Genomic DNA, 19,736 nt, shown 5'->3' on the forward strand with positions numbered 1-19,736 from the left:
GAAATCTCATCTGAAGCAAGGAATTCTCATCATGTCACGACGACGCGAAAATCCTGAAGAAGCCACGATCAACTTGACGCCGATGATCGACGTCGTGTTTCTGTTGGTGATCTTTTTTATGGTCGGCAGCAAATTCAGCGAAGCCGATAGTCGGATGCAGGTCAGCGTGCCAAGCGTCGGCGAAATGCGTAGCTTGACTCGCGTGCCCGACGCACGAGTGATCGAAGTCAGTGCGGACGGATCGGTGTCGCTCGATCGGTCGCCCGTCACGCTGGAGCAACTCTCGATAACCTTGTCGCAACAAATCGAAAACTACCCGGGCTTGAAGGTCACGGTGCGTGCTGACGGAGCGAATTCCTTTCAGAAGGTCGCTGAAGTCATGCAGGTGGTTGATAGCAGCGGCGTCCAACGCATGGGCATCGTCGCTAGGTCTAAATCAGGAGGAATGCGTCGTTGAATCACTTTACTTTGGTCATGATTTGGTCCGATCCTCGATTCGTTTACTCCGTCGCCATCGCTGCGGTCTTGCTGCTGTGCGTGACGATCTGGTTGTTTCGCCGACCACAACGATCAGGCCGCCAAGCCGGCATGGTGTGTTTGATGTTGTCGATCATGGCGCACTTGGCATTGTTGCTACTGGTGCCCATCCTGTCGCAGCGAAACGGCGGTTCATCGACCGTTGACGAAGCGGTCGATGACAATGTTGGCATGGAGTCGGTGACGTTTTCTACTTTTGATGAAGATATGATCGCCGAAGACGTCAGCGGGACCGACGAACAATCGGTCGTTTCGCCGCTGCCTGTGTCCGAGCTCGAAGAACTCTTTGACGAACCGTCGATTTCGGCTTTCGAACTCCCCTCCGAGACTGTTCCTCCGACACCGGCCGTCGATGTGGTTCCCGAGTCTTTGGCGAAGACCGACTATTCGATCAGCGATGACACCGCGGACGACCTGGACGCATTGCTCGAAGAAGCCTTGGCAGCTGCGACCGTTGTACCGGAACCGGAGTTGGCCGCTGAAATGCTTAGCCCACCCAAACAAGCCCCCACGCCGGAGCCCAACCTGAAATTGGAGTTCCCCGAAGAGTCGCAGTTGGCAACCAGCGAATTGGAGCGCCAGCCACAAACCGAATTGGCAGAAGTAAATTCCCGCGTCGGGGACATGGATCCTACGATCCAAGCTCGGCCAGTTTCTTCGTCCAACGCTCCGTCGGCGTACACTCCCAGCGGTAACAAAAATGACTTTGCCAACCGAGTTGGATCTGCCAAAAACTATGCGATCGAGCGAACCGGTGGCAGCGCGGAAACCGAAGCTTCCGTTGCCGAAGCGTTGCAGTATCTGGTAAATCAACAGCGGCCGGACGGAAGCTGGGATCCGATGAAATCGGGTGCTGGCCAGGAGCGATCACCGCTGGGCGAGAGCCGCGGCGGAGCAGGCGGACGAGCAACCAATGCCATCACCGGCTTGTCATTGCTGGCATTACTGGGCTCCGGAAACACGCACCACGAAGGCGAACATAGTGACGCGGTCTACCGTGGTCTGGCGTATTTGATTCAGAACCAAAAAGCCGACGGATCACTGGCCGGCAACGCCGCAATCTACGCATCGACTTATGCACACGGCATGGCTTCGTTGGCCATGTGCGAAGCCGCTGCAATTACTCAGGATCCATCGGCGATCACGGCTGCCGAGCGGGCGATCAAGTTTACGATTCGCATGCAGCATCCAGCCACAGGGGGCTGGCGATACACTCCTGGCGACCCGGGAGACATGAGCCAATTGGGCTGGCAAGCGATGGTGCTTGACGCAGGACACCGGGCCAAGCTTTCGATTGATCGACGAGCGATTAGCGGTGTCCAAAAATTCATGCGAAGTGTGCGGGCAGGCAACAGCGGTGGCTTGGCTAGCTATCGGCCTGGCGAACGCCCTAGTCGAACCATGACGGCAGAATCGCTGGCGACTCGACTCTTGATCGGCGACCGTGTGCCGCAGTCCGAGATCGCTGAGGCGCAGCGATCGATTTCGCAAGAGCTGCCGGGGACAGGTCAAGACAACTATTACTACTGGTATTATGCTACGCTTGCACTGCACCAACTCCAGGACCAGTCCTGGGATCAGTGGAACGAAGCGTTAACCAACCGACTGCTGAGCACTCAGCGTAGCGACGGTAGCTGGCCCACGACAAGTGTTTGGGGTGGCTATGGCGGCAGTGTGTACACCACTGCAATGGCCGCGTTGTGCCTCGAATCATATTACCGCCACGCTTTGCGAAGCGATCAAGATCGTGTGGCAAACGCGGGCAATCCGCTGCGATGATCCATTGCGATAATCTACCGGGGCCCATTGGCCACGAATTCTTTAACAACATCGCGTAGCAAGGGCAGCCTCCGTGACCGACGATGGAAACAACGAACCAGGCACGCCGAATCAAGACATCAGCCAAAAGCTGGATGAGATGACGCAAGTCAGCCATCAGCTTTCGGATTTGTTGTCGATGGCTGACACGGCGATGATTTTGTTAGACAGCCGGCTTTGCGTTGTAGAGTTCAACGCGGCGGCTAAAACTCTGTTCAGCATCTTGCCTCAAGATCGCGGTCGTCCGCTCGAGCACCTGGCACATCGCCTGGATTATTCGCAGCTGCACGATCAAATCAAAGAAGTCGCGGAGCAGCGAGTTGCCCACACGTGCGACTTACTTGATGAGAACGGCAGGACGCACCAGCTTAAACTTCGCCCAGCGGACGACGGCGGGGTCGCAGTGTTGTTGCAAGACATCACCGAATTTGCACTGACGGTCGCCGAGCTAGAAAAAACCACTGCGGATTTACATCGCCGCAGTAAACTCTTCCAAGACTTTGCGTACGCAGTATCGCACGACTTGCAGGCGCCGCTACGACACCTGATGCAGTTCACGTCGATCTTGGCGGAAGACCATCAGAACGAGATCAATGCCGACGCAAAGATGACACTCGGGCACATCGGAACTAGTGTTCAACGTTTGCAATCGATGTTGGCTGCACTGCTGGATTATTCGCGGATCGAATCACAAGGCAACGTTTTTGCTAAGGTCGATTTGGGCGAAGTGTTGACGGAAGTGGGCGAAGCGTTTCAGCCGCGTCTATCCGATATGGGCGGCGAATTGCAAATTGGCGACCTTCCTTCGATGAAAGGCGACCGAACGCAACTATACCGATTGTTTTGGCACTTAATCGACAACGCAATCAAATACTGCAACGGAAAACCGCTGATCCAGATTTCGGTTTTCAAATCCGATTTGCACGATCACTTGCGATTCCAGGACAACGGAATCGGCATCGCCGAGCGACACGTTGAAAATGTCTTCAAGATGTTCCGGCGTTTGGAAGCCAAACCAGAGGTCGAAGGTCGCGGCGAAGGGTTAGCGCTGTGCCAACGCATTGCCGAACGTCACAACGCATCGCTGTGGTGCGAATCCGACGGACTCAACGGGTCCGCATTCATCATGCGTTTGCCGCATGTCCGCAAGATCACGTAGGGCACTTCACAGACACGAAATCAGACGCGTGTCAGCATCCGCTTGCCGCGCTGCGTCTGCCGACGCAGGAACGTACCTCCGCTGGCGTTTGTTCAGCAACACGGCGATGCCGCATACCGAATCCGTGGCTATTTCTTTCCCATCGCCCGCTTGGACGCAAAGAAATCGGTCAGCACCTGGCCGCATCGATCGGCCAGAATCCCATGCGTGACTTCACATCGGTGATTCAGCCGTTCATCTTCCAATAGCCGAAACAAGCTGGTCACCGCGCCGCCTTTGGGATCCGACGCGCCGAACACAACTCGTGGAACGCGTGCCTGCAAAATCGCACCGGCGCACATCACGCACGGTTCCAAAGTAACGTACAGAGTCGTTTGCTCTAGCCGCCAGTCTTCGATCGAAGCGGCGGCCTGAGTGATGGCGATCATCTCGGCGTGGGCCGTCGGATCGTGAAGTGATTCGCGTTGGTTCGCAGCAGCGGCGATGATGGAATGGTCACGCACGATGATCGCGCCGACAGGGACTTCGTCAGCAGTCGCCGCGCCGTACGCCAGTTCCAAAGCACGCGTCATCCAATGTTGGTCAACATCGACAATCGGATCCATCACTTGGCTTCGCCACCGCTTTTGGCGTCGTCTTCCTCGGCAGCAGGCTTCTTTGATTTGAGCGGCTGCCCCAATTCATCGGCCTTTAGCTTGCGAACGCGTAGGTTCCGCATCTCGGATTTGCATTGAAAGTTGGCAAGCCCAAGCGGCAGGCAAGGATCCATTTCGTAGCGGATGTCAAACTTGTGATCATCCCGCGGCTGTTCAAACTGCAATGTGTCATCGATCCACACTGCGATTCGCGACTCTTCGACTCGCACGCGAGCCTTGTACCACTGATTGTTTTTGAAGTCACGGTACATCGTGGTGTCGTTGTCCGAAGCGTCACGGTCATCGATGCTGCTAATTCCCATCGTGCCGCCACCCCAGCCGCCCATCACCAAACTTGCGCGTCCTTTCTCGCCGACTGGAAATGTCAGAGCACAGAAAAAATCGAACCCATCGACTCGCCGGCCTTCCATTTCGATCTCGTAATTGTCACGAACCACGTCGCCGGCCCAGCGCACGCCCGTGATCGGGTCGCCGTAGTCCAAGCTGATTTTCTTCTTCCCGATTTCGATTTCGCCATCACCACCGAACTGGCACTTTTCCCACTGGCCTGTCAAATCGGTCCACTGCAGCTTCTTGGCAGATTTAGCTTTGGCTGACGAGTCGTCTGTGGCCTTGTTTTCGGAAGCCTTGTCCTTTGTAGCTTTATCTTCCGAAGCCCTATCTTCCGAAGCCTGGGGCTTTGGTTTCGCCGTTTGCGTGGCTACATCGTCTGCAGTCGCGGATCCGACGGGAAGCAAAACGCTGGCACAGAGGACCAACACCGTCAACAGAACTAGGAGTGGCTTGATGGTCACTAAAACACCTTTAAAAATGACAGTCGGGAGCGGTCGATTGTAAAACAGGTTGCGTCGAGACGGAAATGATTGGCAAGATAACGCAAGGTAAACTGGTTTTCTACAACCGCACCAACCAGCCGATGGCAGCTTGGCGCGGTTTCCGTCGAAAACTGCTGGCGAACGGTGCGAAGGTACTGCGGCGAATACGGCCGATCAAAAAGTAATTCGCCGTGCAGGATGCACCGAGAAAAACCAATTGCGAACTTAAATCAATTTGGCACGTCGCAGGTTAGCATTTGGCAACCTCTGCCAACACCAACCCTTCAGACACGATTGTAGACCTTCACCGATGCCGTCGATCCGGAAAATGACGATTTTTGGTGTCCGTGTTGTCTTGATCGTGCTGGTCGTCTACTGGTTGACGATTTTCGCCGGCACACACTTGGCCCACCCGCCCGAGATAAGCTCCACGATCAATGACAAAGTCAAACACTTCGTCGCTTACTTGGGACTGACCGTGCTACTTAGCGCGGTGTTGGATTTGCCCGCACGAAAACGCTGGTGGATCATCGTCATCGCAATCGTCGCCACGTACGGAATCGTCGACGAATTGACTCAGCAACTGGTCCCAGGCCGCGTCGCCGATGTCAAAGACTATGTCGCGGATCTAGTCGGGATGATCGTTGGCCTTGGACTGTACGTCACCGCAACAAAACTCTTCCCTGCCAAAAGTGACATCGCCAAAAGTGACATCGCCAAAAGTGACATCCCCGACCGATAGTTAGAATCGGTTTATTGATCGCTCTGCGTCGTCTGGACCACGTCTGCCAGTGAACGGTAACGCTGATACAGGCTGGCATACGCGTCCGATCGCTCGGTTCGTGGAGCAATGAATTCGCTCTTTTGCTGTGCATCGTTTGCCATCGCAGTTGCGGCTTCCTTGACATTGGCAAAACCGGTCACTTCGCTGCCCGCAGCCAGCATGCCCAAGACTGCCGCGCCAACCGCCGGGCCTTGCGTGGACGGATGAATTTCGATCGTTTCGCCAAGCACATCCGCGTAGACTTCCACGAATGCCCGGTTGTGATGCGGCAGGCCTCCGGTCGCAACGAAACGATTGATCGGCACACCGCCCTGACGTAGAAGTTCGACAATCCAGCGCAATCCAAACGCGGACGCTTCCATCAGCGCCAAGTACAAATGCTCCGGCCCGTGTTCGAGTCCCAACCCAGTAAACGCGCCGCGAACGTTTCCGTCCATCAGCGGAGTTCGGCATCCGTTCATCCAGTCCAGACAAGAAACACCTTCGGCTCCTGGCGGCAACTGCAAAGCCGATTCGGCCACGGCATCAAACGAATCTAGGTTCAACAAACGCAGCAACCAAGCAAACGCGTCGCCAACCGCTGCTTGTCCCGTTTCGTAACCAAACAGTTCTGGCAGAATCCCGCCCTGGACCACTCCGGCGACGCCCGGCACATCAGCAAACTCAGTCGCGTTAAGCATGTGGCAACTGCTGGTGCCCATCACCATCACCAGCGTCCCCGGTTCGGCCGCCCCGACACCTGGAACCGCAGAATGAGCATCGATGATGGCCGTTGCAACCGGCGTGTTCACCGCCAAACCAAACTGATCCGCCATCGACTTACAAAGGCCGCCGGCCGATTCGCCCGGCGCACGCATCACGCCCGGCAGTCGGTTGTCGACGGCTTCGGCAAGTTGCGAATGCACGGCCTGAAAATACGCTTGCGATGGATAACCTTCGCTGGCCGACCACATCGCTTTGTAACCAGCCTGACAACTGGAGCGAGTCAGATCGTTGGCTTCACACGCCACCAGACGCCAAACGAACCAATCGCCGGCTTCCAACCAAACCTCTGCGGCCGCTGCCACGTCCGGCGCCAGTTCGATCGTCTCTAACATTTTCGGAAAAAACCACTCCAACCCGATCGTGCCGCCGTACCGACCAAGGAAACTCTCGTTTCGCTGCCGCGCGATGGAGTTCATTCGTTCAGTTTGGTCGATCGCTCCGTGGTGTTTCCAAAGTTTAGGCCACGCCAGCGGTGTTTGACGAAACTGCTGGACTTCGCAAAGAGGTGTTCCGTCGATGGTCGTCGGAAGCATTGTGCAACTGGTAAAGTCGACGCCGATGCCGACCACGGAATCTGCCGATAAGTGGGCGGCTTTCATTGCTTGCCGAGTCGCTTGTGCGGCCGATTCGATCCAATCACCGGGGCACTGCAATGCAAAACGCGGTGGCAACGGATCCGATCCACCTGGCAGGGATTGCAGAATCTGTCCGTGCTTGTATTGGCAACTCGCGACGCCCCGCTGTTGACCGGTTCGATCGACCAAAATGGCACGCACCGATTCGGTGCCAAAATCTAATCCCAGCGAAACCACAGACGACATACTTCACCAATCGATTGAAACAAATGCAAAAAGGGAACCGGATCTCTGGCCAACGTTATAGCAACCACGAATGCGTCGGATGTTGGCCCTTGTGCACGTCTAAAGTTTGATGCGTTACACTACGTAACCCTTTCAAAGACATTCCTACCTTACAACCTAGTTCCGGATTGCCCCCATGGCCGATTCTGCTTCGGGTCAAATTGACCACGTTCTGACTGAAGATCGACTGTTTCCACCGCCCGCCGAGTTTACGCAAAAGGCGGTCTTCTCGACCGAAGAACAGTATCTGGAGACGTATGCACGGGCCCGAGACGATCGCGACGAATTCTGGAAAGCCGAAGCTCAGGAACATCTGCACTGGTTTGAACCGTTCAATGAAGTCTGCAAATGGGACGCGCCCAACGTCGAGTGGTTTGTCGGTGGCAAAACAAACGCCAGCTACAACTGCCTGGATCGGCACGTCGAAGCTGGCCGCGGAGATCGCACCGCCATCATCTTCGAAGGCGAACCCGGTGACACTCGCACTCTGACCTACTCCGAACTTTTGACCGAAGTTTGCAAGTGCGCCGAAGGCCTTCAGTCGTTGGGTATTACGCAAGGCGACGTGGTCAGCGTCTACATGCCAATGACGCCCGAGTTGGCGATTCTCATGTTGGCGTGTGCCCGAATCGGTGCGATCCACAGCGTGATCTTTGCCGGATTTAGTGCCGAATCCATTGCCGATCGCAACAATGACGCCAGTGCAAAGTTGATGGTTACCGCGGACGGTCTGTATCGCCGTGGAAAAGTACTGCCACTGAAAGAAACCGTTGATCAGGCGCTCGCAAAGTCAACGACGATCGAAAAGTGCTTGGTGCTCAAGCGTGTCGGCCAAGACAATGTGTCCATGACCGAGGGCCGAGACGTTTGGTGGCACGATGTTGTCGATACACAAGACGGCAAATTGCCGGCCGTGCCGCTCGATAGCGAGACCAGTCTGTTCATCCTGTACACGTCTGGCAGCACCGGCAAACCCAAAGGCATTTTGCACACGACCGCCGGCTACAACTTGTGGGCCAAGCGAACGTTTGAGTGGGTGTTCGATCATCGCGAAGACGACGTCTATTGGTGCACCGCCGACTGTGGCTGGATCACGGGCCACAGCTACGTCGTCTACGGTCCCTTGTCAGCAGGTGCGACGTGCTTGATGTACGAAGGCGCGCCGAATCATCCGGCCGAAGACCGTTTCTGGGACTTGGTGGAGAAGTACAAGGTCACGATCATGTACACCGCGCCGACCGCCGTGCGTGCCTTTATCAAATGGGGCGACGAACACGTCGACAAACACGACCTGTCCAGTTTGCGATTGCTGGGCAGCGTGGGCGAAGGAATCAATCCGGAAGCCTGGATGTGGTACCACGAAAAGATTGGCAACAGCAAATGCCCCATCGTCGATACGTGGTGGCAGACCGAAACCGGCGGCATCATGATGAGTCCGCTGCCGGGAATCACTGCCACAAAACCAGGCTCCTGTTGCAAACCGCTGCCCGGTGTGATTCCCGAGATTTTGGACGAAACGGGTCGGCCCGTTGATCCCAGCAGCGGCGGCATGCTGTGCATTGGACAACCGTGGCCGGGCATGTTGCGAGGAATCTACGGCGATCAAGAACGATACGTTCAGCAATACTGGTCCACCGTGCCTGGCAAGTACTTAACAGGCGATAATGCTCGGCAAGACAGCGATGGCTATTACTGGATCATGGGTCGCATCGACGATGTGATCAATGTTTCCGGGCACCGATTGAGCACGATCGAAGTCGAGAGCGCGTTGGTCAGCCACGAAGCCGTTTGCGAAGCAGCCGTCGTGGGTCGACCGCACGATCTCAAGGGACAAGCGATCTCTGCGTTCGTGACGATTCGCGACCGTGAACCCGACGAAGAACTTCGCCAGGAACTTCGCATGCACGTTCGCAAACAAATTGGCGCGTTGGCTCAACCCGACGACGTGCGTTTTGCTGCCACTTTGCCAAAAACCAGGAGCGGCAAGATCATGCGGCGACTGTTACGCGACATTGCCGCGGGAAAAGAAGTCGCCGGCGACACTTCGACGCTGGAAGATTTCACCGTGTTGGCAAAACTAAAAGAAGAAGACTGAGCCGACGCTACGCAACTTGCCTGCGGTTTGGCAGATAGCGCTGAAGCACTGATTCGGGATAGCCGTCGTAAAAACGGCGAATCCAATGCCGTCCCGACCATTGCTTCAGGTGTCGTTCCCAACCTTGCCGTTGCAAAAAGCGATCCGTGATGGTGCTGTTGCTGATATGCGCCACGATCGCGGTCGCGCTGCGGATACGTGCGATTTCATTTAAAACGTGAATGGCACCCAAAAAGGTTTTGTAGCCAGCACGTTCGCCTGCGCGAATGTAGTCCAACGTCAAAAACTGTGGCATGCCGATCGGCTGGTGGTAATCCAACCAGCAAATGTTGTCGTTCATTCGGCCGTACTTCGCTTGCCACCACACTTGGGCCATCGAAACCGAACCGCAGATCAACCGGTGTTTAACTTCCACCAGAGCGCCATCCTGCATCACGATCCGACCACATCGCCAGCGACGGATTTGCTCCGCACCCGAGATGGGATCGTCAACGCTGGCAAAACTGATCATGGCTCGGCAATGGCCTGCGCTAAAGCGTGGAAAGTTGTGTTGAGAACGACCACCAAGGTGTTCTTTCAAACGTACCACGTGGTTAAAACACATTGGTTTGTGCCAATCAAACTGACAGACTGTTTGCTTTTCACGATCGCTGATACCGTCACGGTCGCTACAAACGGAAACTAGGATGACCGAAATCACAGCTGACGAATCCAAGGACAAAGCAGCAGCGTCGGTGTCGCCACCAAACAGGATCGTGTCCCTGGCCAAAACGGTGCTGCGAATCGGCCTGTTGGCCTACGCAATCGTGATCATTTTGATGGTCACTTTCGAATCCAGACTGGTTTACCCCGGTGCCTACATGGACGTACCGCAGCGAACCGAATCCGGAGTGATCGAAGTGCATTACAGTTCTAGCGACGGAACGCCGCTCAAGGGTTATCTGTACGAAGCTCCAGCCGATGAATCTGACGGCAATCGTCCGACGGTGTTGTATTTTCATGGCAACGGAATTACCGCCGCCTACGAAAGCACCTTCATTGCAAACTTGGGCCGCCAACTTGGGGCAAACGTGATGGCCGCTGAATACCGCGGCTTTGATTCTTTGGAAGGTTCGCCGCACGAATCAGGCGTCATTGCCGACGCCATGGCTGCACGTGATTTTCTGTGTGACCGCTACAACATCGAACCCGACACACTGACCTTGTACGGACAAAGTCTCGGTGGCGGATGTGCGGTTGCTGTCGCGGCCGACAGCGGTGCGGGACTGCTTGTCTTGGACCGAACGTTTGATCGCATGGTCGACGTGGCTGCCGACCGCTATTGGTTCATTCCGGTAGGATTGCTGATGCAGAACCGATACGATTCGATCGAGCGCGTACAGCACTACGCAGGTCCGTTGATTCAAGTCCACGGCACAACCGATCGGCTAATTCCGATTCACCACGGACGTCGCTTGCACGACTCTGCGCCCAGTCAACGAAAAAAACTGTTTGAAGTAGCCGGCATGGGCCACAACGATGCCATGCCACCCTCGGCCCGTGATGCGTTGATTGATCAAATCAAGGCGTGGATCGACTGAAGCGGCCGCGAACATGATGACCATTTAGCAGCAACCGAAGCCCCGCTATTTGGCAAGTTCGTACATCAATATCGCAGCAGCAACGGAAGCGTTCAGGCTGTCCACCTGATTTGACATGGGGATTTTTACTCGGTCCGACACCGCAGCCTGCACGATCGGTTCGATGCCTTTTGCTTCGTTGCCAATGATCAGTATCATCGGTCGATCGTCTCGTTGAAAATCCGTAATCATCTGAGAGGGATCGGCTAGGGTACTGGCAATCGTTCGCACACCTCGCTGCTGCAACACTGTCAGTTCGGTTCCCGGATCGGTCATCCGAAAGTAACGGTGTTTCAAAGCGGTCGCCATGCTGACGCGAATCACCCTGCGGCTAAGCGGATCGATCGTGCCGGGTCCGAGGAACACATTGTGCACGCCCAACGCGGCAGCGCTGCGAAGGATGCTTCCCAGGTTCTCTTGTTCGCTCATCCCGAGCAGGCAAAGCGACAATCGCCCCAGCAGTGAAACGTTGTGTTGTTCGCCAAACGCAGAAATGTCACGACGTTTTCCGCAAGCGATTACGCCGCGGTGAAAGTCGAACCCAACGACCTGGCTGATCAATTCAGACGCCATGGTGTACACAGGCGTATCAGAATTCAGTTGATCTAAAAAAGCTTCCTCGCGTCCTTGTTGCACCAACACGGACTGCAGTTCGTAGTCGCTAGCGATCAATCGCTCCACCACCAAACGGCCTTCTGCGATAAAGGTTCCTGCCTGAACCGCGGCCTGCCCGGATCCCGCTCGCGATCGGCGAAGATCGACGTAAGAAGCGACGCGAGGATCGCGGGGATCAACTATTTGGATCGGGCGCATAAAAAAAGCCTCGCGACAGACTGCGAACGATTTCCAATATGGGGCAAAGAGAGAAAACGTTTTTGTGCAGTCTATCGTAAGGCTTTCAACGTCCAACCTCACCGGGGCATGGTGGGGTTCGACGCGGGTGCCAAGAAGTAGATTGGGGCCAATCACTCCAAGACCGCGAGATGACTTGTGGGGACGCGTCAATCTCGCGTTTACGAAAGTGAATCTTTGTTACTGAAGTCTGCCATGCTTTGACCGACGCGCGGGTTTTCCCTCATCCGTTTCACCTGAGAAGTCGGTTCGACTGCCGTTGATGCAGGTTGCAACGACTTCGCCGCCATGTGGGGGCTACGATGTTCGCCGTAACGTCGCTTGCGTAAGCAGGGGGGCGAAATAGAATGGGCCCCGCAAATCGGAAGCACACTGCTGCCGTCCAATTCCGGCCTCGCGTGCCTGGCTGATTACCAGCACTTGCGATCAGCGCATAAAAAACGGCGAGTCTGCACGCCCAAGTGCAGCCTCACCGTTCTTTATTTAAAACCACGAAAAGTAGATTTCTTGCGGCCGCCGCAATCCCACACCACAGCGACTTTCTGAAATCCCCGATTCGAACACTTGAGCGTCGAGTCAACCACTCGATTGACCCTCGCCGGTAAAGTTAGGGATCGACCGATTGCAGCAGTCTCTCGGGTCCTAAGTTTCGTTTGGTCCGGATTGCATCGATATGAGGACATCGCATGCCGAATGTAACAGTCGGTCCGGTGGGGCAGACTTTGACGACTACAGGCGACTAGGCAGTTGATTCGTCAAAGCAATCGCGCACAATAAAGAACTGACCTACCAACGCACAATGATTACTCTCCGTGCTCCATGGGGAATGGTCCCACACGCAATTCAAGGCAACTCCAATGTCCGTAGTACTTTATAGGTTCGCGCGAACCATTTTCGTAGTCATCCTGCTGACGCTTGTTTTCAGCATGAGTGCCATCGCGGACTCTCCGCAAGGAAAATGGAAGGGACGCTGGCTCAGCGACGGCAGCGGCCACAACGGAACGCTTGGTGCACACATTCGACCAACCGGTCCGACCAGTTATCGGGCGGTTTTCTACGGACGCTTTGCTGTCGTCGTTCCATTTATCTACCGTGCAAATTTGCAGCAGGTTCCAGGCACGTGCGATTGCTATACGTCGACGCGAAAACTCCCGCTGCTGGGCGAGTAAAGAATGACGGCAAACGTTTCTGCCAATCGGTTTTACGCAAAATTTCAAGGCAAGAAAGATCAAGGAACCTTTGATCTTTCGCGTTGAATGACTCAAGCCGAATGCGACAGCGATCAGTGGACCCCAGTCTAAGACACCAGTCGTAAAACACGACGCGACAAGAGTCCCGCGGTTTTCGAACGTTGACCTACAAGGTCGATCCTTTCAGGACACGCAATTCCTGGCCGACTCGCAAAATCAACCGCCCGTCGGCGTACGCTGGCGTGGCTCCCACCGGACCACCTAAATCAAACTGGCTAATTCGTTCAAATTTGGTCGCAGCCTTCAGGACGGTTGCCTCGCCTTCCAAACTGATTAGCAAAAGTTTGTTGCCAACGATCACCGGCGACGCACCAAAGTTTCCACCGATGCGTTGAAACCATTTCGTTTCGCCCGTTATCGCATCTATGCAAGACGCGATTCCTTTGTCATCCACCATGTACAAGTGGTTGTCTTTGACGGCAGGCGTGGGCACGTAAGGCGCACCTTTTGCGATTCGGTAAACTTCGACCGGTTTTTCTTGTGCCGACTTGGGGATGCGGACGCCAACCAACTGGTTTCCGCCTCCGCCACTGCCGCAGGAACCGATTGCGATATCGCCAACAATCAGCGGCGTGCTGCAACAGCGTTTGTCGAACACTTCCAAGTTCCACAGCAACGCACCAGATTTGATGTCTAAACCAAATAGCCCGTTGCCCGTATTGGCGTCTATAACCTGCTTGTCGCCGCTCGAAGCCGTGTAAATAGCGGGGACGCCGTAACAACTACGCTTGGTATTGAGCGGTTGCTCCCAAATCGTTGCCCCGCTGGTGCGATGGACAGCGATCATCCGGCTTCGGCCCGCTGTCTGTCCCGGTTTCAGCTGCTCGGATTGCTGCGAATTAAACAGCAGCACCATGTCGCCAGCGATCCGCGGCGAAGTTCCAAACCCATGCTGGCTTTGCCACGAACCGAAGTCCCGCGACCAGATTTCATTGCCCTCGTGATCAAAGCACTTCAGAAAAGTGTGGGAACTGTCGCACCAACAGACAAAGACCTGTGAATCGTCCGCTGCTGGCGTGCTGGAGGCAAACGTGTTGCGTCGATGCAGGTGATGCTCTGGTTGGTCAAATGCTTTGCTCCATAATCGTTTGCCGCTGGCCAAATCAAACGCCTGTAACGAAATCTTGTCTTGATCCGGATTGGATGCCATCAAGAAAACCCTGCCGTTTGCCACCACCGGTGACCCGACATCGCGCGATTCAAACTTGTAACACCAAGCGTAGTCGCCGTCGCCCCATTGGTCCGGGATCTGTCCGTCCGCGACCAATCCAGCTCCATCAATCCCGTGGAAGCGGTTCCATGATCCGGATTCTGCTTGTGCGACTTGAGAAAAAACGAAACAGAGAACAAAGGCTCCGAACAAGCATGTCCGGTGATGTTTGCAAACGGTCATTGGCAGATGGAAAGTGAGGTGGTTGCTTGATTGCTAAGGCGTGCCGCAGTCCGGCACTCGTTTCACCGGCATTGTAAAGCATCCATCGGAGCTGTGCGATCAACTGTTTGCGTCAAATTGCACGACTTACGGATTCATCCGGGAGATGCGATCCGTTGGTGTGACGAACCCTTGACTGCTCCCCATGCCCGCAAGTCACAAAAAAAGCCGATGTTCCTGGGCAGGAACATCGGCTCATTGAACTCAAATCGTTGCGATGCCAGCCGAAAAATGCGGCCGACATGGGCGATCAAACTTAACGTCCAAAGTTGGTTGGAACGCTATTGTTTGGGTAGACGATCGACGATCCCGATGAAGTGCTTCGTGTCGTTGTGTTACGGCTTGAAGTGCTTCGTGGAGCCGAAGTCGATGCCGTCGAGCGGCTGCTGCTGGCTTTGCTGCTGGTTCTAGCAGTCGATGAAGTCGACGCTTTGTTGTCCGACAGAACCCAACGCTTGCCATTAAGGCCGTTGTGCGAATTCCAAGTCAAACCTGGAACGAACAAGATCGATTCGACGTTTTGTCCATTGATGGCAGCGGTGCCCCAAGAAGTTTCGATCGTGACCAATTTCAGATCGGTTGCACCGGTGATCGAGTCACCGTTGAGCATGACGACGGTGGTGGTTGCGTTTTCAGCCGATGCAAAGCGGATACCAGCAACTTCCGACAACGGAATGTTGGCCGAGCCGAATGAAGTTCGCATCTCAAGTGCAGTGGAGTCCATCAGGGTGCCGGACAACTTGGTTGATCCGATCAGATCGGCCGTGATGCTCAGAGGACGTACTTTGGCGACAGCTTTGGCAACAGGCTTGGCGGCTGCTGTGTCTTTCTTGTCGTCAGCCGTTGCGGGCAAAACGAAAGAAGTGGTGGCGGCCAAAGCGATAGCGGCAATCGCGCCGCGGAACGAGAAAACAGCTTTCATCAGTTGAATCTCCAAATGTGATTCGAGGTATTGTGCGTTGAGTTGGGACTCAGGGGGGTCGGAAATTTCAAAACGCGGTTGCGATTCGACCGATGGATCCGACACTAGTTCACGATTCGATCTTGTCTTGAAATTGCCAAGACAAATGACTGTAAAAGACTCACCCGCCGACGCAAATCCAGCCTGACCGATACAACCCGTTCCTGGCGGGGCTGGCGCAGTGCCTGAAACGCCAAAATCCCCTCAGCGCAAAAAAAAACCGCCATCATTTGTTTCCAAATCATGGCGGTCCCAACTCAACAGCGGGTTGCACTGTCGTGACTGTTGGCGGCGACCGGAGTCGCCGCTTCGCTACCTACTAGTTACATCCACAAGGTGAACCAACCACGGCTCCACATCCGCCACAGGCTGATGAGATCGTTGCAGTTGGAGCGATCGAACCGCCACAACCACATCCGCCACCGGAGATCACACCAGTGCTAGCACCGGAGCTGATGATCTGGCCACCCATTAGGTCACCTGAGAGAACACCACCCATTGAAGGTGCAACCGATGCACCCAGTGATGTCGAACCGCCCGTACAAGGCGAAGCCGTCTCAGCAACCACTCGTGGCACCATTTTGCACACTTGAACTTTACGCTCTTCGGTGACAGTGTATGGCACTTCCACGGTGTACTCTTCCACCTGATCTTCAGCAACTCGCTCGTAGCGAGTCGTTTGATAAGGCTCTTGGATGTACTCAGGAACATTGTACGTGTAGCTAACTTGCTTCGTACGTGGTTCAGTCGAGTAGCTGATGTGAGGAATCGTTTCGGTACGAGTCTTCGTCGTGTACGTCAATTCCTTACGCATACGTGTGCGAGGTTCTTCGTTGTACTTTACAACTTTTCGCATACGAGTTCGTGGTTCGTCGACGTAGACGACTGTCTTCTTAGTACCACTGCGTTGCTCAGCTCGGTACACCAATCGCGTACATTCGTACGGTACTTGGGTCGTTTGCTGTTCAAACACGGTGTACATCATGACTTGATCACGTTGTTCGCTGCTGGTAACCGAAACTTGTTCGCTGCGAACATTCGGTACCCAAACCTTCTGTGTCATCGTCGTTGTTCCACAACCAGCTCCGCCGGCCATAGCAACGTCGCCACCGCAACCGCCAGCAGCTGGGCCACATCCGCCCGATCCACAGCCAACCGATGAAGCACATCCGCCACAATTGCTTGATCCACATCCGCCGCAAGTTGCGACACATCCGCCGCAGTTGCTTGAACCGCAACCACCACAAGATGATCCGCGGTTGCAACCTAGCAAGCGTCCAAACAAGCCAACGCGGCCCGATGAAGCACCGTAGGAAACGTTAGCTGGAGCACATCCGCCGTAGCTGACAGCTTGGACAGGAGCCGCTGCTGGGACTTCGACGACGCGATCTTCCCAGTGGCCAAAGTCTTTCGTCACTGTCTGCATTTTTGTCGTTGGAACACAGACCTGAACGGTGCGTGTTTTTGTGACAGGCACAGCGTTAGTAACCGAATGCATTCGCTGTTCGCTAACTGCGTGGGGAACGTTCACGGTGTAAGTAAACGCTTCGTCTTGCAGCTTGGCCACCTTCACGGTGTACTGCTCAGGAACGTCAACCAATTGAGGAACGCGAACCATGTACTGCTCAGGAACTTCGTTCCAGACAGGAACGGTTTCCGTCAGCGTTACCGTGTTTTCCGATTTGACGGGAACCAAGACGGAGTAACTAACCGTTTTGGAATCTGTCTTCGGAACTTGGATGACTTTGCTGCGATACTTGGTCTCTGTGATCGGCACCGAACGATAAGTCGTCTTGGTGCGATAACGTGTTTCGGTTCGTGTCTTTTGAACACAAACAGCTTGTGATTCCGTCACGTACTTTGGTTCCATGACGACTTTGTACATCGTCACAGGTTCACAAAGAGTTTCGGCGCTCATGAATTCACCGCCTTCGCTTGGTCCGGCACTGACGATTTCACCGCCAAATACCATTCCACTTGCGTCGGCGCTTCCGAGCGAAGCACCGGTTACGACGTCGCCGCCACAACCATTGGCGACCGTCGCTCCACCGCATCCGTTTGCGATCATAGCTCCGCCGCATCCAGCGGAAACGGTCATCGGTGCACTTGCACACGGATCACTACATCCGCCACAGGGTGCACAATTGCCGGCCCAACTAAGTGTGGCCGTTGTCAGCAGAGCGGCTGACGCGCCTAAAAATGTTGCAACCCACTTCACGGTTGGGTTCCTCCGAACTCGGGGAAAGGAATGGAAAACTGTTTCGCGGCTTCCACTTCTCCGTGCGTTGCCAAAGCAACGTCCGTTCAGACGGTGAGCCACATCCCCCGAGCGGCTTGCATTCGACGATAGATGCAAAAACGAAACATACAATCATCAGTCCGCGGAAAAATCATAAATTCCTCATAACACGTCTTCTTACCGCGGTCGCCTCAAAATGACTTTCCCGCGCACTTTTCTCGCGATTTGCGTATCAAATCGACACAATCCGTACGACCGTCTAGCGCCGGGTCAAATTGCAACGACTTCGCAATCTGTAGTAATTCAAACCCGGACCTCGCTGATTAGCCTTGCGGCAGCCAGCTTCCCTTGAAGCCGTTTCAGCGACGCAAAGCATTGAAACGCGATCTTCGGGAGTCTGTTTCCAACTGATGCACCGGACCGGGTCTTCCTTGATCTTGTCCCACTTAATGCCCCCGCGGGCTCCCCCGACTGTCGTCTCGTTCTTACTGACTGACGCAAGGAAAGACCACTCGTGAAAACCAGCCCATCGTTTCGCTTTCGTTCGTTCTGCCCCACGATCCCTGGCAACCGATCTCTCAGCCGATCACTTCGCCAAATGATCCTGGCATCCGTCATCGCCGCGACAGCCATGCAGTCTGACGCCAAGGCCGATGCACCGTACGCTGAACCGGTGGTTGCTCGAGTCGAGATGAAGTTGACTGATGGCGAAGATTTTGTTGACGTGATCGAACCGGGCGATCTGCTAACGGTGATCGAAGAACGCGAAAAAGACTACGTCGTCGTCACTCACGACGGAACCAAAGGCGCGGTCAGCAAAGTCAACGCGGTGCGCATCGCCGAATCCGGCGACGTCTACAGCGAACTGATCACACGCAACCCCAAGGAAGGCCGCTTGTACACTCTTCGCGCGTCCTCTTTCTGGGCACTCGGAAAAGCCGAAGAAGCGTTGGCGGATTTCGACAAAGCTATTGAACTGGGCTATGACGAACCGCACGCATACACCAGCCGCGGTCTTTTTCACGCAGCGATGGGCAAGCACGAAGCCGCGATCAAGGACTACAACAAGGCTATCGTAAAAGATCCTGACGACGCGGCTCCCTACATCAACCGCGCGGCGGTCTACATGCAAAAAGGCAGCTTTGCGTCGGCTGCGGACGATTACACCACGGCGTTAGAATCCAACAAGGGCGATGCGGGGTTGCTGCACCAACGAGCCATTGCATGGAAGTCCGCGGGAGAACTTGAAAAGGCATTGGCTGACTTTGATTCGATCGTCGCCAAGAACAAACGCGACATCACGGCTGTAATGGGTCGCGGCTACATCAAATTTCAACAGGGCAATCACAGCGAAGCAATCAAAGACTTTGCCGCTGCCATTGAACTGAATCCCAAAGACGCCGTGGCCCGCAACAACCGTGGCTACAACCGCTTTCAAGTGGGCGAATTCGCTGGTGCACTGGAGGACTACGACGCTGCAATCAAGTTGGCTCCCAAGTACGCTCTAGCACTTCAGAACCGTGCTTGGCTGCTGGCAACGGTCGATGATTCGGAACTGCGTGATCCAGTAAAAGCCGTCGACTCCGCACGTATCGCTTGCGAACTGTCGAATTTCCAAAATGTAGGCGACGTATCCGCCTTGGCTGCTTCGCTGGCGGCTGCCGGAAAATTTGAAGACGCCTTGGGCTGGCAAGAAAAAGTCGTCGAAATGGTCGCGGAGGACTACAAGGAATTCGCCCAGAAGACGCTGGAGCGTTACGAAGCCGAAAAGACATTCGCATCGGACCCTGATAAAGCGAACGAAGAAGAACGCTTGGAAGCCGAAAAGGAAGCGAAAGCCAAGCAAGCGAGAAAGGCCGCCAATAAAGAGGCTGACGAAAAGGCGTAGTGCCAC

General features: G+C 55.0%; 16 protein-coding genes. 8 read left to right on the plus strand and 8 right to left on the minus strand.

Features of this window, described 5'->3' with window-relative positions; genetic code table 11:
- The first annotated feature begins 31 nt into the window (after window positions 1-31).
- From K239x_RS14295 to K239x_RS14305, 3 genes are all read left to right on the plus strand, one after another.
- On the plus strand, window positions 32-457 hold the full coding sequence (locus K239x_RS14295; protein WP_145418794.1) for an ExbD/TolR family protein: 426 nt from the start codon (window positions 32-34) through the stop codon (window positions 455-457).
- A 17-nt stretch (window positions 458-474) separates the two neighbouring features.
- Entirely contained in the window at window positions 475-2,316 is a 1,842-nt protein-coding gene (locus K239x_RS14300; RefSeq protein WP_145422364.1) for a prenyltransferase/squalene oxidase repeat-containing protein, read from the plus strand.
- A 73-nt stretch (window positions 2,317-2,389) separates the two neighbouring features.
- On the plus strand, window positions 2,390-3,514 hold the full coding sequence (locus tag K239x_RS14305; RefSeq protein ID WP_145418796.1) for a sensor histidine kinase: 1,125 nt from the start codon (window positions 2,390-2,392) through the stop codon (window positions 3,512-3,514).
- Window positions 3,515-3,642: 128 nt separating this feature from the next.
- On the opposite strand, the gene tadA is transcribed toward K239x_RS14305, so the two are convergent.
- Entirely contained in the window at window positions 3,643-4,119 is a 477-nt protein-coding gene (gene tadA / locus K239x_RS14310; RefSeq protein WP_145418798.1) for a tRNA adenosine(34) deaminase TadA, read from the minus strand.
- A complete protein-coding gene (locus tag K239x_RS14315; RefSeq protein WP_145418800.1) occupies window positions 4,119-4,964 on the minus strand; it encodes a LamG domain-containing protein in 846 nt (281 codons plus the stop codon). Before K239x_RS14315 ends, tadA begins: the two co-directional genes overlap by 1 nt.
- Window positions 4,965-5,313: 349 nt before the next feature.
- On the opposite strand from K239x_RS14315, the gene K239x_RS14320 reads away from it, so the two are divergent.
- Complete coding sequence (locus K239x_RS14320) at window positions 5,314-5,727, plus strand: VanZ family protein (RefSeq protein WP_419188953.1); 414 nt, start codon at window positions 5,314-5,316, stop codon at window positions 5,725-5,727.
- A gap of 11 nt (window positions 5,728-5,738) precedes the next feature.
- Here the strand turns inward: K239x_RS14320 and K239x_RS14325 are convergent, their stop codons facing one another.
- Window positions 5,739-7,355, minus strand: coding sequence for a ribulokinase (locus tag K239x_RS14325; protein ID WP_145418804.1), 1,617 nt, complete (start codon window positions 7,353-7,355; stop codon window positions 5,739-5,741).
- Window positions 7,356-7,530: 175 nt separating this feature from the next.
- Between K239x_RS14325 and acs the strand changes: the two genes are divergently transcribed.
- Window positions 7,531-9,489, plus strand: a complete 1,959-nt coding sequence (acs, locus tag K239x_RS14330; RefSeq protein WP_145418806.1) for an acetate--CoA ligase — start codon at window positions 7,531-7,533, stop codon at window positions 9,487-9,489.
- 7 nt (window positions 9,490-9,496) lie between these two features.
- Here the strand turns inward: acs and K239x_RS14335 are convergent, their stop codons facing one another.
- Complete coding sequence (locus K239x_RS14335) at window positions 9,497-10,000, minus strand: hypothetical protein (RefSeq protein ID WP_145422365.1); 504 nt, start codon at window positions 9,998-10,000, stop codon at window positions 9,497-9,499.
- A gap of 175 nt (window positions 10,001-10,175) precedes the next feature.
- Between K239x_RS14335 and K239x_RS14340 the strand changes: the two genes are divergently transcribed.
- Complete coding sequence (locus K239x_RS14340) at window positions 10,176-11,069, plus strand: alpha/beta hydrolase (RefSeq protein WP_145418808.1); 894 nt, start codon at window positions 10,176-10,178, stop codon at window positions 11,067-11,069.
- Window positions 11,070-11,114: 45 nt separating this feature from the next.
- On the opposite strand, the gene K239x_RS14345 is transcribed toward K239x_RS14340, so the two are convergent.
- A complete protein-coding gene (locus K239x_RS14345) occupies window positions 11,115-11,921 on the minus strand; it encodes a TrmH family RNA methyltransferase (RefSeq protein ID WP_145418810.1) in 807 nt (268 codons plus the stop codon).
- Between the two features lie 896 nt (window positions 11,922-12,817).
- On the opposite strand from K239x_RS14345, the gene K239x_RS14350 reads away from it, so the two are divergent.
- Window positions 12,818-13,129 (plus strand): hypothetical protein, encoded by a 312-nt coding sequence (locus K239x_RS14350; RefSeq protein ID WP_145418812.1) that lies wholly within the window; start codon window positions 12,818-12,820, stop codon window positions 13,127-13,129.
- A 187-nt stretch (window positions 13,130-13,316) separates the two neighbouring features.
- On the opposite strand, the gene K239x_RS14355 is transcribed toward K239x_RS14350, so the two are convergent.
- The 3 genes from K239x_RS14355 to K239x_RS14365 all read right to left on the minus strand — a co-directional run bounded on the left by K239x_RS14355 (window position 13,317) and on the right by K239x_RS14365 (window position 17,701).
- A complete protein-coding gene (locus K239x_RS14355) occupies window positions 13,317-14,603 on the minus strand; it encodes an outer membrane protein assembly factor BamB family protein (protein ID WP_419188954.1) in 1,287 nt (428 codons plus the stop codon).
- Window positions 14,604-14,898: 295 nt separating this feature from the next.
- On the minus strand, window positions 14,899-15,564 hold the full coding sequence (locus K239x_RS28665; RefSeq protein WP_419188955.1) for a hypothetical protein: 666 nt from the start codon (window positions 15,562-15,564) through the stop codon (window positions 14,899-14,901).
- A gap of 358 nt (window positions 15,565-15,922) precedes the next feature.
- A complete protein-coding gene (locus tag K239x_RS14365) occupies window positions 15,923-17,701 on the minus strand; it encodes a ferredoxin (RefSeq protein WP_145418814.1) in 1,779 nt (592 codons plus the stop codon).
- Between the two features lie 655 nt (window positions 17,702-18,356).
- Between K239x_RS14365 and K239x_RS14370 the strand changes: the two genes are divergently transcribed.
- Window positions 18,357-19,730: a tetratricopeptide repeat protein gene (locus K239x_RS14370; protein ID WP_419188956.1), complete on the plus strand. Its 1,374-nt coding sequence runs from the start codon at window positions 18,357-18,359 to the stop codon at window positions 19,728-19,730.
- Window positions 19,731-19,736 lie beyond the last annotated feature (6 nt).

It is taken from the genome of Stieleria marina, assembly GCA_007741555.1.
Lineage (GTDB): Bacteria > Planctomycetota > Planctomycetia > Pirellulales > Pirellulaceae > K23-9.

Excerpts from the sequence above, each read along its gene's own strand:
- K239x_RS14365 (WP_145418814.1), bottom strand. The coding sequence starts at position 17,701 with ATGACCGTTTCCGCTGGATGCGGCGGAGCTATGATCGCAAACGGATGC.
- acs (WP_145418806.1), top strand. The coding sequence starts at position 7,531 with ATGGCCGATTCTGCTTCGGGTCAAATTGACCACGTTCTGACTGAAGAT.
- K239x_RS14295 (WP_145418794.1), top strand. The coding sequence starts at position 32 with ATGTCACGACGACGCGAAAATCCTGAAGAAGCCACGATCAACTTGACG.
- K239x_RS14335 (WP_145422365.1), bottom strand. The coding sequence starts at position 10,000 with ATGATCAGTTTTGCCAGCGTTGACGATCCCATCTCGGGTGCGGAGCAA.
- tadA (WP_145418798.1), bottom strand. The coding sequence starts at position 4,119 with ATGGATCCGATTGTCGATGTTGACCAACATTGGATGACGCGTGCTTTG.
- K239x_RS14300 (WP_145422364.1), top strand. The coding sequence starts at position 475 with ATGATTTGGTCCGATCCTCGATTCGTTTACTCCGTCGCCATCGCTGCG.
- K239x_RS14340 (WP_145418808.1), top strand. The coding sequence starts at position 10,176 with ATGACCGAAATCACAGCTGACGAATCCAAGGACAAAGCAGCAGCGTCG.
- K239x_RS14320 (WP_419188953.1), top strand. The coding sequence starts at position 5,314 with ATGACGATTTTTGGTGTCCGTGTTGTCTTGATCGTGCTGGTCGTCTAC.
- K239x_RS14345 (WP_145418810.1), bottom strand. The coding sequence starts at position 11,921 with ATGCGCCCGATCCAAATAGTTGATCCCCGCGATCCTCGCGTCGCTTCT.
- K239x_RS14355 (WP_419188954.1), bottom strand. The coding sequence starts at position 14,603 with ATGACCGTTTGCAAACATCACCGGACATGCTTGTTCGGAGCCTTTGTT.
- K239x_RS14350 (WP_145418812.1), top strand. The coding sequence starts at position 12,818 with ATGTCCGTAGTACTTTATAGGTTCGCGCGAACCATTTTCGTAGTCATC.
- K239x_RS14325 (WP_145418804.1), bottom strand. The coding sequence starts at position 7,355 with ATGTCGTCTGTGGTTTCGCTGGGATTAGATTTTGGCACCGAATCGGTG.
- K239x_RS28665 (WP_419188955.1), bottom strand. The coding sequence starts at position 15,564 with ATGAAAGCTGTTTTCTCGTTCCGCGGCGCGATTGCCGCTATCGCTTTG.